This window comes from Aquabacterium sp., assembly GCF_034003525.1.
Classification (GTDB): Bacteria; Pseudomonadota; Gammaproteobacteria; order Burkholderiales; family Burkholderiaceae_C; genus Aquabacterium.
Genome location: NZ_JAVEYN010000005.1, coordinates 109599 through 123418, shown reverse-complemented (window position 1 = coordinate 123418; position 13820 = coordinate 109599). Strand labels below are relative to the sequence as shown.

Below are 13820 nucleotides of genomic sequence, written 5' to 3'. Positions count from 1 at the left end.
GATGTGAGATCAGTGTGTGGCGCACACCAGCGCGGACATGGAAAAAGCGCCCGAAGGCGCTTTTGGGTTTGACGCAGCTCTGATCAGAATGCGTGAATCATACCCAGTACAAAGGCTGATTGCTTCTTGTCGGCCATACCGCTGACTGCGAACATGTACGGTGTGAAGTTCACACCCTTCGTGCCATTGTCCGCCATGGCGATCATCGCGTACGTGGTCGTACGCTTGGACAGGGCGTAGCGGGCCTGCAGGTTCAACAGCGAAGAATCCTGGTTGTTGTGCACGTACGTGGCCGACACGATCGCTTGGGGGTTGACTTGGTAGCCTACGCTCAGGTTGTAGCCATGGCTCGATGGAATTGACGTAACCCGGCACACATCTGCAGTGGCGCCAGTGGGAGTTGCGCACTTGTCAAGAGTGTCGCCTTGGTCAACTTTGTACCATCCAGCACCCAGCTTGAATGCACCCAAGGTGTATTGGCCGTTCACGTTGTACCAGGTGCGAGAGGTTTCTCCGTCGGTCGCACCGTTGACCTGTTGGGCTGCAGCGCCCAGGCGCAACGCTCCTGAGGTGTACACCAGCGAGCCGGCCATTTTGCGGCCGGCGCTGGAGTCGCCCGCGACTTCGCCAGGGCTGTACTGCAAGGTGGCGCGGACGCCAGACATCACGGGGGAGTAGTAGGTGATGGCGTTCTTGGTGAAGAAGTCCAGAGAGGTGCCTGTGGCTGCAGCAGCGGAAACACCAATGCTGTTACCCGGCGTCACCACGCCACCTTGCGCGTTGGCAATGGCGGGTGACATCGTGCGTCCCAGGCGCAGTTCGCCGTAGGTGGCGCTGACCAAGGAGACATTGGCCTCGCGGCGGAAGAAGTCGGCATTGCCTGCGCCGGTGTCGGTGCGGACATCGGACTGCAGGTTGAAGTTCACCTTCAATCCGCCGCCAATGTCTTCAGAGCCGCGCAGGCCCCAGTAAGACGACTGCAAGGCGCTGTCGTTCATGTAGACAGCGGACTTGCCGGCAGTGTTGGCCTTGTTCACATAGCCCACGCTGGCATCCAAAATGCCGTACAGCGTGACTGACGACTGTGCAAACGCGCCTGCGGTGGCGCTCAGTGCTGCAAGGGCGACGAGAGTCTTCTTCATGGTCAGGGTTCCAATCTTGTTGAGGCGGCGGCCAAAGCGGGTTGCTTTGCGCGTCGCACACCCCGCATGTGGGGGGGTGATTCGATTGAAACTGCCCGCTGGCTTTTTCGGACTAGGGGCAGAACCTAGTCGGATACCTAAACCGTTGCCAGTTAGCGACGTTTCTCGCGATTAAGAAGACGTCGATCCTGGTGTTTCTCCTAATTTTCTGCAGGGCAAAACCACCGTCGTGTCGGTCGCCTGCTGACTGGAACTCACACGCCGCGGCAAATCACGTCGTGTGAGCAACAGTTCAACTCAGCGTTAGAACGCGTGGATCACGCCAAGGGCGACACCGGTTTGCTTGGCGTTAGGAACACCCTTGGCTGCGTCGATGTACATCGGGATGAAGTTCACACCTTCGTTGCCGTTGTCCGCACGGTTGACGACTGCGTACACGGTGGTGCGCTTGGACAGTGCATAGCGAGCTTGCAGTGAAACGGCAGACGAATCCTGCAGGCTCTTGATGAGGCCGGCAAACAAGGTGACTTTGGGGTCCAACTGATAGCTGGCGTTCAAAATATAGCCTTGGTTGTCGACCTTGCTGGCGGTGATGGCGCCGGTACCATGGTCCACGTCGTAGTAAGCCGCACCCAGCTTGACCTGACCCAGTGTGATGGTGCCGTCAACCGTGTACCACTTACGGCCATCGTCATTTCCTGAAGCCGACTCTTCGACGTTCACGTAAGCGCCGCCCAGCGTGAAATTGCCGCCTTGATACTTCAAAGCCGCATGAGTCGAGCTGCCTGCGCTGCTGTCACCCGCCACCTCACCTGGAGCGTACTGGAGCGAGGCGCGTAGACCAGAGATCGACGGCGAAACGTAGGTGATGGCGTTGGCCACGAAGAAGTCGGGAACCAACCCTGCGCCGATCAGCATGGTGCCGTGCATGGCATTGCTGGGAAGGACAATGCCGCCAGAAACAACATGACCAACGGCCACCGATGTCGCGCGGCCCAGGCGCAGCTCTCCGTACTGGTCACTTGCCAGGGAGACATAGGCTGAGCGACGGAACATGCCTGCGGGGTTGTTGGCCCCGGTGCCCATGTTGACGTCGCTTTCCAGGTTGAAGTTGGCCTTCAGGCCTCCGCCGAGGTCTTCGGTGCCGCGCATGCCCCAACGCGAGGTTGTAATCGCGCTGTCGTTCAGGTAGGTGGCTGACTTGTCCGTCTTGTCCGTCGGGTTTTTCACATACGCCACGCTGGCATCCAAGGCGCCGTAGATCGTGACGGACGATTGGGCATATGCGCCAGCAGCGGCGCTCAGCGCGGCCAAGGCCACGAGGGTTGTTTTCATGAATCGCTCCAATATATTGACGTAAATCCGAGTGGTGGGAGGCTTGCGTTGCCACCTGCGCGGTGCCCGTAAAGGGTCAATGTATTGAAGCAGTCGGCGAGTGACGTCGCCTCGGGACTCACCCTTAGACGTTTTCGTTCCGTCTTAATATGGCAACATATTTACGCAGTCTGAAATTCCAATTGAAGGGTTAACCCTTCAATTGGGGTCAGCGTGGCAGCAAATGTTCGTGCTTGAACAGATCGCTGGGTACTTCACGTTCCCGAATCACCCACGCTTGTGCTCCATCCACCATCACCTCGGCCGCCCGGCCGCGCGTGTTGTAGTTGCTGGCCATCGTCATGCCGTAGGCACCCGCGGACAAAACCGCCAGCACGTCCCCTGGCTGAACCGCCAGTTGTCGGTCGCGCCCCAGCCAGTCGCCAGACTCACAGACCGGTCCGACCACATCCCACAGCTCGGTGGCGCTGTCCCGCTGCCGCGTGTTCACGATGCCCATGAAGGCCTCGTACAACGCGGGGCGCATCAAATCGTTCATGGCGGCATCCACCACGCAGAAGTTCTTTTGCTCACCCGGCTTGAGGAACATCACTTCCGTCAGCAGCACGCCCGCGTTGCCCACCAGCGAACGGCCGGGCTCGAACACAATCTCGCGGTGCCCATGTCCACGGGCATCGATTTTGGCCAGCAACTGGGCAATCAGCACGTCAGCCGCAGGCGGCGTTTCGTCGGTGTAGGTGATGCCCAGGCCACCACCCAGATCCAGGTGGTGCAAGGTGACCCCGGTCGCCTCGATGGCCTCCACCAGGTCCAGCACACGGTCCAGTGCATCCAGGTAGGGTGCGATCTCCGTGATCTGCGAGCCGATGTGGCAGTCAATGCCCGCCACTTCGATGCCTGGCAGTTGGGCGGCGCGCTGATACGTGGCCACGGCCACCTCATGCGCCACACCAAACTTGTTGCCCTTGAGCCCGGTCGAGATATAGGGGTGTGTGCCGGCGTCCACATCCGGGTTCACGCGCAGGCTGACCCGCGCCGTGCGGCCCAACTGTGTGGCCACTTCCGACAGCACCTCCAGCTCGGCCGTGCTCTCCACGTTGAAGCAGCGCACGCCGGCCTCCAACGCTTGCTTCATCTCACGGCGTGACTTGCCTACCCCGGAGAACACCACCTTGCCCGCATCGCCACCTGCGGCAAGGACGCGCTCCAGCTCGCCGCCGGACACGATGTCAAACCCGCAGCCGGCCTGGGCAAAGGTCTGCAGCACAGCCAGGTTCGAGTTGGACTTGACGGCGAAGCACACCAGATGCGGGCGGCTCTGCAGTGCCTTCTGATAAGGAGCGAGTGCAGCCAGCATGGCGCGGCGCGAATACGCATACAGCGGGGTGCCATGCTCGCGTGCGATGTCGCCCAACGAGAGGTCGTCCATGAAGAGGTCCTGGCCACGGTAGGCCAGAAACGGGGAGCCGGGGAGTGTCATTTGGATGGCGGAGTAGAGGGTTGAGCGGAGCTCGCTGCAGGTGCGGGGAGGTACAAGGCTCCCTTCATGCCGCAGCCTGCTGTCAGCAGGGTCATGAGCGAAAGACTGGCGATGGCCAGTGCGCCTCGTAGAATTTGTGTCTTGCTTTTCATTCCCGCATTCTAAGGAAGCCGACATGTCCCATCCCGATTCCCCTTACGGACTGAGCGACGCGCAGTACGACGCAGCCATCCGGGCGGCCCTGTCGCGCATCGAGTCCACGGTGGATCGGTGGCTGGAAGACGATGTGGTCGACATCGACACGGCACGCACTGGCGGCATGTTGACGATGACCTTGCCTAACCGCTCTCAGCTGATTGTCAACGCGCAACCGCCGCTGCATGAGCTGTGGCTGGCGGCACGCCGTGGGGGGTTCCATTTCCGGCTGGACGGTGAAGGCCTCTGGCGTGACACCCGCAGCGGTGACGAATTTTTTGCGCTACTCTCGGCCTGCGCCAGCGAGCAAAGCAAGCCCGGCCTGACCTTCTGACGAGATGCAGCTGGCGAGGAGTTGGCCCTGGAGTGGGCCTCACTCCCCCGTTGGCTTGCCGAACATGTCCAGAATGTCGCTCTTTTCGGATGCCGACGGGGTGGACGGCGTACCCGCTTCTGCCTCTGGGCTCTGAAGGCCCACATCGCGTACCCCGCTGCTGCGCGTGTACTCTTCGTAGAACCATTCGCCCCCGATGTTGACCACGCCCTCCGGCGGGCTCAGTTCCGTCACCGGGGTGTTGCGCAGGGCGGTGGCCATGTAGTCGATCCACACCGGCAGCGCCAAACCGCCGCCGGTTTCGCGGTCGCCCAGTTTGCGTGGCTGGTCGTAGCCAATCCACACCACGGCCACCAGGGTGGGGTGGTAGCCGGCAAACCAGGCATCCATCGAGTCATTGGTGGTGCCGGTTTTGCCAAATAAGTCGGGGCGCTTGAGGGTGGCCTGTGCGCGCGCGGCGGTACCTGTGCGGGCCACTTCCTGCAGCAAGCTGTTCATGACGAAGGCGTTGCGTGCATCAATGCCACGCATGCGCTCGTCCAGGACATTTGGGCGGTACTGCGCTAGCACATGCCCGCGTCCGTCGGTGACTTTCAGCACCAGTGTGGGGTTCACGCGGTAACCGCCGTTGGCGAATACCGCATAGCCGTCTGCCATCTGCAGGGGTGTCACCGAGCCAGCCCCCAAGGCCATGGGTAGATAGGGGGGGTGCTTGGCGGCGTCAAAGCCAAAGTTGGTCAGCCAGTTCTGGGCATAGTGGGTCCCCACGGACTCGAGCACGCGGATCGACACCATGTTCTTTGATTTGGCCAGTGCGCGGCGCAGCGTCATGGGGCCTTCGAACTTGCCGTCGTAGTTCTTCGGCTCCCACGCGCGGCTGCCCGTGCTGCCGGCGTTGTAAAACAGCGGTGCATCATTGACCACGGTGGCCGGGGTGAAGCCTTTCTCCAGTGCGGCCGAGTAAATGAAGGGCTTGAAGCTGGAGCCAGGTTGACGCCAGGCCTGGGTCACGTGGTTGAACTTGTTGCGCTCGAAATCAAAACCACCCACCATGGCGCGGATCAGTCCGGTGCGCGGGTCCATGGACACGAAAGCGCCCTCGACCTCGGGCAGTTGCCGCACGGCCCACTGCCCGTCGCTACCTTGCTCGACACGGATCACGGCGCCGCGGCGAATCTGATGTTTCGGGCTGGCCTGATCAGTGAAAGCCTTGCCCACAGCCTTCAGACCGTCCGGGCCGATGTCCACTTGTTCGCCTGACTGCAAGGATGCCAGCACGCGCTTGGGTTCGGCCTGTGTGACCACTGCAGCGCGCAGCGTGTCGCTGTCCGGGTGGTCCTCCAGGGCCTCGGCGATCATGATGTCCACCTGCTTCGGATCGGTGGGCAGTTCGATGTAGGCCTCGGGGCCGCGCCAGGCTTGGCGGCGGTCAAAGTCGAGCAGGCCTTTGCGCAGCGCCTTGGTTGCCACCTCTTGCTCGGCCAGGTCCATCGAGGTGTACACCTGCAGGCCTCGCGTGTAGGCGTCCGCTCCGTACTGCTCGTGCATCAAGGAGCGCGCGGCTTCGGCCACGTACTCCGCATAGGGCGGAATCGGTGCCTTGGTGCGATAGCGCAGTGCCTGGCCCTTGGCCTCATCGCGCTGCTCGGCTGTGATGAAGCGGTTCTCGTACATCCGGTCGATGATGTACTGCTGGCGAATGGTCGCCCGGCGCGGGTTGCGGATCGGGTTGTACGCAGACGGTGCCTTCGGCAAGCCCGCCAGCATCGCCGCCTCGGCGACGGTGATTTCCTTGATAGGCTTGCCAAAGTAAATATCGCTGGCCGCTGCAAATCCATAGGCACGCTGACCCAGGAAGATCTGGTTCATGTAGAGCTCCAGGATCTGGTCCTTGCTCAACTTGCTCTCGATCTTCATGGCCAGCAAGATCTCATAAATCTTGCGGGTAAAAGTTTTCTCGGTCGGCAGGTAAAAGTTCCGAGCCACCTGCATCGTGATGGTTGACGCACCCTGGCTGCGAGATTCGCCAAAATTGGCCAACCCGGCGCGCAGCACCCCGAGATAGTCCACACCGCCATGCTGATAGAACCGTGCATCTTCAATGGCCAGCACGGCGTCACGCATGACCTTGGGGATTTCCTGGATCGGCAGGAAATGCCGCTTCTCCTCGCCAAACTCACCGATCAAGGTGCCGTTGCTGGCGTACACCCGCATGGGCATCTTGGGTTGGTAGCTTGACAGGCCGTGCACTTCCGGCAGGTTGGGGTAGGCCACGCACAGGCCAATGGCCACCAGCAGCATCACGCTCAAGGCGCCGGCAAAGGCCAGGCCAACCAATTTCAGGAGAGGTGTCAGCACCCAGCGACGCCACCAGGCTTTGGCGGCGGAGCGTGGCGTGTCCGAGACGGGGGGGCTGTGGCTGGAAGGCTCTGATGGGCTCATGAGGTCTGCTCGAATGCAGGGGGCATTATAGGAAGCCACCACTCCCGACGAAGCCCCGCTGACGGGAGCCCTGAGCTTTGTTCAGGATCATGCCCTGATTGAAACTGCTTGTAAGGCGTGTGCAAGGCGCAACGGATTGGGGATTACTCAGGGCAACTATCCCCTCTGTTTCAAATCCTTTGCTGATAGCATTGAAAGTGGTTTATTAACTATCCAGCGTCTTTGACGGGCGCATGGGAGACGGTGTGAGCTTTATTGATACGCTCCTAGGCCGCAAGCATCAGGCAATGATCGGGCTGGACATCAGCTCATCGGGCGTGAAGCTGGTCGAGTTGAGCCAGGCTGGGTCTGGCGAGTTCATTCTGGATCGGTTTGCGTCAGAGTCTTTTGAAAAAGGCTGGATTGCGGACGGCCAGATCGAAAAATTCGATGAGGTGGCAGACGCTGTCCGCAAGGTCGTGGCCAAAAGCGGCACGCGTACCAAGCAGGTGGCCATGGCCATGCCTCAGTCGGCGGTGATCACCAAGCGGATCATGCTGCCGGCCGGCCTGCGCGAAGAAGAGATGGAGATGCAGGTGGAGGCCGAGGCCAACCAGTACATCCCTTTCTCGCTCGATGAAGTCAGCCTGGACTTCTGCGTCGTGGGTCCGAGCCCGACTTCTGCCGGTGATGTCGAGGTGCTGATCGCGGCATCACGCAAAGACCGAGTGCAGGACCGCCAGGCCCTGGCCGAAGCCGCAGGCTTGAAGCCCGCCGTGCTCGACATCGAGTCCTATGCTTCTCGACTGGCCATGCAGCGCATCGTCAGTGCCTTGCCGGGTGAGGGCAGGGATGCCTTGATCGCCCTGTTTGAGATCGGCGCTGAAAACACCAGCCTGAAAGTCTTGCGCGATGATGAGTTGCTCTATGACCGCGACCAGGCGTTTGGCGGCTCGCAACTCACGCAGCTGATCTCGCGGCAGTACGGTTTCTCCTTTGAGGAAGCCGAGGCCAAAAAGCTCTCGGGCGATTTGCCTGAAGACTATCAGTCCACCATCCTGGGACCGTTTGTCGACAGCCTCTCGCAGGAAATCGGCCGCGCCCTGCAGTATTTCTTCACCAGTACCCCGCACCACAAGGTGCACTATGTGATGCTGGCTGGCGGGACGGCCGGTTTGCCCGGCCTCAAAGACCGGGTCACTGAACTCACCGGGTTTGCGTCCATGGTTGTCAATCCGTTTGAGGGCATGAAGCTCGGTTCGGCTGTGCGTGAAAGCAAGCTGCGTCGCGAAGCGCCTTCTTACCTCACCGCTTGTGGCCTGGCCATGCGGAGGTTTCTCGCATGATTTTGATCAACCTTTTGCCTCATCGTGAGGAAAAACGGCAACTGCGCAAGCAGGCTTTTTTCGCAGGTCTGGGCGCGTCCGTGGCCATTGGGGCTGTGGTGGTTGGGCTCTGGTATGCCTTCCAGCAGCAGATGATCAGCGGTCAGCAGGCGCGCAATGATTTTCTGGCGGAGGCCAACCGCAAGCTTGACGCCGAGATCAAGGACGTCTCTTCGCTCAAGGCAGAGATCGAGTCTCTGCAGGCACGACAACGCGCCGTGGAAGACCTCCAGACCGATCGCAACATGCCGGTCTACCTGCTCAACGAACTGGTCAAGCAGACACCCGAGGGCATCTACCTGACGTCCGTCAAGCAAAACGGTCAGTCGGTCATGATCACCGGGACGGCGCAGTCCAACGAGCGTGTCTCGGAGTTCCTGCGCAACACCAGCAACCATTCCGAGTGGCTGGAGCGTCCGGAGTTGCAGGAGATCAAGGCGGCGGTTGGTGCAGCTAAAGACCCGCGTGATGCTAAGCGACTGTTCAACTTCTCGGTGCGCATCAGTTTGAAGCGGCCTGCAGATGTGTCCGCAGCTGCGGCCTCTGCCGCCAGCGCTGCGCAACCTTCTGCCTCCGCGGCCAAACCGTCCTGAGGTGCGCAAGATGGCAAATCCAAACATTGATTTGAACGAGTGGTTCGAGAAGGCCCAGGAGCAGTTCCGGGGCCTCAACCCGAACGAACCAGGCCAATGGCCACTGCTGCCCAAGATTGTCGCTTTCATTGCGGCTGCTGGCTTGGTGGTCTTTTTTGGGTGGTATCTGCTGCTGTCCTCGCAGGCCGATGAACTGCAGGCCGAGCGTGACAAAGAGGTCCAACTCAAGAATGACTACCGTGGCAAGGTGGTTCAGGCTGTCAATCTGGGTGAGCTGCGCAAGCAACTCATCCAGGTGGGCGAGTATGTCAAGCAGCTTGAAAAACAGTTGCCAGGCAAGGCCGAAATGGCAGCGCTGCTGTCGGACATCAACCAGGCGGGCCTGGGGCGTGGACTCGACTTTGACCTGTTTCGTCCCGGTCAGGTGGACGTCAAGGAGTACTACGCCGAGCTGCCCATCGCCATCCGCGTGACGGGTCGCTATCACGACATCGGCGCGTTCACCGGTGACATTGCCAACCTGTCCCGCATCGTCACGCTGCACAACCTCAACATTGCCAGCGCCTCGGGCAAGGACAACACGGGGGCCTTGTATATGGAGGCCACCGCTCGCACCTACCGTTACCTTGATCCCACCGAGATCGAGGCGGCGCGGGCCGAGAAGAACAAGAGCAAGAAAGCGGGGGGCAAGTGATGCATCAACCCCAACACAAATTGCTGGCCTTGTTGGCCGTGCTGAGCCTGACCGCTTGCGGTGGTCAGCACGACGAGCTGCAAGCCTGGATGGATCAGCAGCGCCAAGAGGTCAAGCCCAATATTCAGCCACTGACCGAGCCGCAGAAGTTTCATCCGCAGGCCTACGCCGGCATGGACTCCGAGGAGCCTTTCAGCCAGAACAAGCTGACAGGGGCACTCAAGAACGAAGCCGCGCAGCCCAACTCCGCGGTCTCAGCCGAGCTGAATCGCCGCAAGGAGCCGCTGGAGGCTTTCCCGCTGGATGCCATGAGCATGGTCGGCAGCGTCAACCGCAAAGGTGCGCCCTACGCGCTGCTGAAGGTGGATGAACTGTTGTACCAGGTGAAGGTGGGCGACTACCTCGGTCAGAACTACGGGAAGATCTTGACGATCACCGAAACAGAGATCACGTTGCGAGAAATTGTGCAGGACGCCGCAGGCGAGTGGATTGAACGTCCAACCACCCTGCAGTTGCAGGAGGGTGGACGATGAAGACGAAGCTGGAGACTATGAATATGAAACCGTGGCGCGTTGCGATGGCTGGCCTGTCCTTGGCTTTGGTCTCACCTTTGACCTGGGCGGCCGCGGCCATTCAGGCCATCACCAGTACCCAGCAAGCGGGAACCGATGTCGTGCGCATCGAGTTGTCTGAGCCGCTGGCGGCCTTGCCGGCGGGCTTCATCGTACAAACGCCGCCCCGCATCGCCATCGACTTGCCGGGCGTGGGCAGCGAGCTCGAGCGCAGCGTCGTCGAGATCAATCAGGGCAATGTGCGCACCGTCAACGTTGCACAGGCTGGTGAACGGACTCGTTTGGTGCTGAACCTGCGCCAGGCGACCACCTACACCGCCAGCTTGCAGGGCAAGACCTTGCTGCTGAGCTTGGCCCCTGCGGTGACCAGCAATGCACCCCAGTCTGCCGGGACCACCCGTGTGGGCGGCAGCGAAGTGGTGCATTTTGCCGAGAACAAGAACGTCAGCCCGCTGGCGCTCAAGAACATTGATTTCCGTCGTGGTCAGGATGGCTCCGGCCGCGTGGTGATCGACCTGCCCAACAATCAGGTGGGTGTGGACATCAAGCAGCAGGGGCAAGGTTTGGTGGTCGAGTTCCTGCGCACCACCTTGCCTGAGCGTTTGCGTCGTCGCTTTGACGTGACCGACTTCGGCACCCCGGTGCAGAACATGACGGCCGAACAGGTCGGTGATCGCGTCAAGCTGACGGTCAAGCCCAAGGGTGACTGGGAGCACTCCGCGTACCAGAGCGACAACCAGTTTGTGCTGGAAGTGCGTGCCCGCAAGGCCGAGCCCAACAAGCTGACCCCGGGACCGGGTTACGCGGGTGAGAAGCTGTCGCTCAACTTCCAGAACATCGAAGTGCGTGCCCTGTTGCAGGTGATCGCTGACTTCACCAACTTCAACGTGGTGACCAGCGACACCGTGACCGGTACGGTCACGCTGCGCCTCAAGGATGTGCCTTGGGATCAGGCATTGGACATCATCATGCAGGCCAAGGGCTTGGGCGTGCGCAAGACCGGCAATGTGCTGTGGATTGCACCCAAGGACGAGATCTACACCAAGGAAAAGCTTGACCTCGAAGCCAAGAAGCAGATCGAGGATCTGGAGCCCCTACGCACCCAGTCTTTCCAGTTGAACTATGCGAAGGCGGAAGAAATCGCCAAGCGCTTGACAGGAAGCTCTGGTGGCAGTGGGTCGAGTTCCAACACGAAGACGATTTCCCCACGCGGCAGTGTGTTCCACGAACAGCGCACAAACCAGATCTTCGTGACGGACATTCCGTCCAAGCTGGAAGAGATCCAGCAAATGATCTCGAAGATCGACATCCCGATGCGGCAGGTGCTGATCGAAGCCCGCATTGTGGAGGCCACGGACACCTTCGGTCGCAACCTGGGCATCAAGCTGGGTGGCCGCTCGAACAGTCTGCAGGGCAGTGGTACCTATTTGGGCGGCAACTACCAAGGCGTCGGTGAGATGACCGGGGTTGCTGAGCTGACCGATGGCAGCTACACCCCGAACACCTATTTCGTCAACATGCCGGCCAGCGGCATCAACGGGGTCAATGCAGCGTCCGTCGCCTTGTCGCTTTTCGGTGCAAGCAAAGGACGATTCCTGAATCTTGAGCTGTCTGCACTTGAGGCTGAAGGCAAAGGCAAGATCGTCTCCAGTCCGCGTGTCATCACCGCCGACCAAGTGAAGGCCTTGATTGAGCAAGGTACGGAGTTGCCTTATCAGACAGCCACCTCCAGCGGCGCCACCTCGATTGCTTTCCGCAAGGCGAGCATGAAGCTCGAAGTGACCCCGCAGATCACGCCCGAGGGCAGCATCATCCTGGACGTTGACGTCAACAAGGACAGCGTCGGTCGCATCACGACGGCCGGTTATGCCATTGATACCAAGCACGTGCAAACGCAGGTGTTGGTCGAGAATGGTGGCACGGTGGTGATCGGTGGCATCTATATGCAGAGCGAGACCGAGAACAAGTCGCAAGTTCCTCTGCTGGGTGACATTCCGGTGCTGGGCCACCTGTTCAAGACACGCTCCAAGACGTCGGAGCGCTCGGAGTTGCTGATTTTCCTGACACCTAAGGTGATCACGGAGAAGGGCGCCTTGCGCTGAGTGATGAACATCGCCTTGGTCGGCCTTCCTGGCGGTGGCAAGTCCACCGTCGGTCGGCAATTAGCCAAACGCATCGGGGCTCGCTTTGTCGACTCCGATGCGGTGCTCGAAGAGCGGATCGGCATGCCGATCCGTTCGTTCTTTGAGCTCTACGGTGAGGCAGCATTCCGGGATCAGGAAGAGGCTGTCCTTGATGAGTTGACGCGTCACGAAGGTGAGCCGCTGATCATCGCGACGGGGGGCGGCGCGGTCTTGCGACCGGCCAACCGAGCTCACCTACGCGATCGCACGACGGTGATCTACCTGCGCTCTTCCCCTGAGGAGCTGTACCGCCGCTTGCGTCACGATACGCAACGCCCGCTGCTGCAGGTGGCGGATCCGCAGGCTAAGTTGCGTGAGCTCTACGAGCAGCGTCACCCGCTGTACGAAGAGGTGGCGCACTACAGTGTTGACACGGGGCGACCTTCGGTGGCCACCTTGGTCAACATGATCATGATGCAACTGGAGGTGGCAGGCTTGCTGCCCACCGTCGTTCAAGCGCCCGCCAAGACCTCATCAAAGACGGGTTGATGCGCGCTCGGTTGAATGCCGTGCATGAGACAGGGGCCTGAACGGCCCCTGTTTGCTTTGAGTGCTGGCAAAAGGTGCAGGCAAGCCGATCAGGCCAGGCGCAATCCCTGCAGATACTCTTTGAACCAGGCACCGACCTGTGGGTGCTGCAAGGCCAATTCGACGTTGGCTTCCAGGAAACCCTCCTTGCTGCCGCAGTCGTAGCGTTTGCCTTCGTAGCGGTAGGCATACACCTTTTCGTTGCGCAGCAGGCCCGCGATGCCATCGGTCAGCTGGATCTCGTTGCCGACGCCGCGAGGTTGCAGGCGGATCTGCTCGAACACGCCGGGCGTGAGGATGTAGCGACCCGCCACCCCCAGACGGGATGGTGCCACTTCGGGCGCAGGCTTCTCAACAATCTGGGACACGTCCATGACGCGATCACTCTGCATCTGGCCGGCCACGATGCCGTAGCGTTTGGTGTGCTCGGCGGGCACTTCCTGCACGGCCAGGATGGAGCCCTGCAAGGCTTCAAACTGGCGCACCATCTGCTTGAGCACAGCGGTGTCGCCCACCATCAGGTCGTCGGCCAGCAGGACGGCGAAGGGCTCGCCGCGCACCAAGCGTTCACCGCAGAGTACGGCGTGGCCCAGGCCCAGGCTCTTGGGCTGGCGCACGAACACGCACTCCATGTCGGCGGGCTTGATGGAGTGCACCAACTCCAGCAGCTCGTTCTTGCCGGCCTGCGCCAGTTCATGCTCCAGCTCGAACGCGGTGTCAAAGTGGTCTTCGATGGCGCGCTTGTGGCGGCCGGTCACGAAGATCATCTCGCGGATGCCGGCGTTGTAGGCCTCCTCCACGGCGTACTGGATCAGCGGCTTGTCCACCACGGGCAGCATTTCTTTGGGCTGCGCTTTCGTCGCGGGCAGAAAGCGGGTGCCCAGACCCGCCACCGGGAAGATGGCTTTGGTGATGCTCACGGATCGATTCCTTGGTGTGCTGTTCGTGGGATGCCGTT

Annotated in this window: 13 protein-coding genes; 7 read left to right on the top strand and 6 right to left on the bottom strand. The window is 60.8% G+C overall.

Annotated features, from left to right (window positions below):
* Positions 1–83: 83 nt before the first annotated feature.
* The 4 genes from RBT42_RS04960 to lptM all read right to left on the bottom strand — a co-directional run bounded on the left by RBT42_RS04960 (position 84) and on the right by lptM (position 4109).
* Positions 84–1142 carry a porin gene (locus tag RBT42_RS04960; RefSeq protein ID WP_320362759.1) on the bottom strand — a complete coding sequence of 353 codons (1059 nt, stop codon included), beginning with the start codon at positions 1140–1142 and terminating at the stop codon, positions 84–86.
* A 303-nt stretch (positions 1143–1445) separates the two neighbouring features.
* A complete protein-coding gene (locus tag RBT42_RS04955) occupies positions 1446–2477 on the bottom strand; it encodes a porin (RefSeq protein ID WP_320362758.1) in 1032 nt (343 codons plus the stop codon).
* A gap of 208 nt (positions 2478–2685) precedes the next feature.
* On the bottom strand, positions 2686–3957 hold the full coding sequence (lysA, locus tag RBT42_RS04950) for a diaminopimelate decarboxylase (RefSeq protein WP_320362757.1): 1272 nt from the start codon (positions 3955–3957) through the stop codon (positions 2686–2688).
* The gene (lptM, locus tag RBT42_RS04945) at positions 3954–4109 is read right to left on the bottom strand and encodes an LPS translocon maturation chaperone LptM (protein ID WP_320362756.1); all 156 of its coding nucleotides are present in this window, start codon (positions 4107–4109) and stop codon (positions 3954–3956) included. The genes lysA and lptM overlap by 4 nt, the downstream gene beginning before the upstream one ends.
* Positions 4110–4132: 23 nt before the next feature.
* On the opposite strand from lptM, the gene cyaY reads away from it, so the two are divergent.
* Positions 4133–4486, top strand: coding sequence for an iron donor protein CyaY (gene cyaY, locus RBT42_RS04940; protein WP_320362755.1), 354 nt, complete (start codon positions 4133–4135; stop codon positions 4484–4486).
* 39 nt (positions 4487–4525) lie between these two features.
* Here the strand turns inward: cyaY and RBT42_RS04935 are convergent, their stop codons facing one another.
* Entirely contained in the window at positions 4526–6928 is a 2403-nt protein-coding gene (locus RBT42_RS04935; RefSeq protein ID WP_320362754.1) for a penicillin-binding protein 1A, read from the bottom strand.
* A gap of 287 nt (positions 6929–7215) precedes the next feature.
* On the opposite strand from RBT42_RS04935, the gene RBT42_RS04930 reads away from it, so the two are divergent.
* From RBT42_RS04930 to RBT42_RS04905, 6 genes are read left to right on the top strand one after another with little or no spacing between them, the layout of a single operon-like run.
* Positions 7216–8253 carry a pilus assembly protein PilM gene (locus RBT42_RS04930; protein ID WP_413785854.1) on the top strand — a complete coding sequence of 346 codons (1038 nt, stop codon included), beginning with the start codon at positions 7216–7218 and terminating at the stop codon, positions 8251–8253.
* Positions 8250–8885 carry a PilN domain-containing protein gene (locus tag RBT42_RS04925; RefSeq protein WP_320362752.1) on the top strand — a complete coding sequence of 212 codons (636 nt, stop codon included), beginning with the start codon at positions 8250–8252 and terminating at the stop codon, positions 8883–8885. The genes RBT42_RS04930 and RBT42_RS04925 overlap by 4 nt, the downstream gene beginning before the upstream one ends.
* 10 nt (positions 8886–8895) lie before the next feature.
* Complete coding sequence (locus RBT42_RS04920; protein WP_320362751.1) at positions 8896–9579, top strand: type 4a pilus biogenesis protein PilO; 684 nt, start codon at positions 8896–8898, stop codon at positions 9577–9579.
* Positions 9579–10112, top strand: coding sequence for a pilus assembly protein PilP (locus RBT42_RS04915; protein WP_320362750.1), 534 nt, complete (start codon positions 9579–9581; stop codon positions 10110–10112). Before RBT42_RS04920 ends, RBT42_RS04915 begins: the two co-directional genes overlap by 1 nt.
* A gap of 23 nt (positions 10113–10135) precedes the next feature.
* Positions 10136–12253 (top strand): type IV pilus secretin PilQ, encoded by a 2118-nt coding sequence (gene pilQ / locus RBT42_RS04910; protein WP_413785853.1) that lies wholly within the window; start codon positions 10136–10138, stop codon positions 12251–12253.
* 3 nt (positions 12254–12256) lie between these two features.
* Positions 12257–12823 (top strand): shikimate kinase, encoded by a 567-nt coding sequence (locus RBT42_RS04905; protein WP_320362749.1) that lies wholly within the window; start codon positions 12257–12259, stop codon positions 12821–12823.
* An 89-nt stretch (positions 12824–12912) separates the two neighbouring features.
* On the opposite strand, the gene galU is transcribed toward RBT42_RS04905, so the two are convergent.
* Complete coding sequence (gene galU, locus RBT42_RS04900) at positions 12913–13782, bottom strand: UTP--glucose-1-phosphate uridylyltransferase GalU (RefSeq protein WP_320362748.1); 870 nt, start codon at positions 13780–13782, stop codon at positions 12913–12915.
* Positions 13783–13820: the final 38 nt, after the last annotated feature.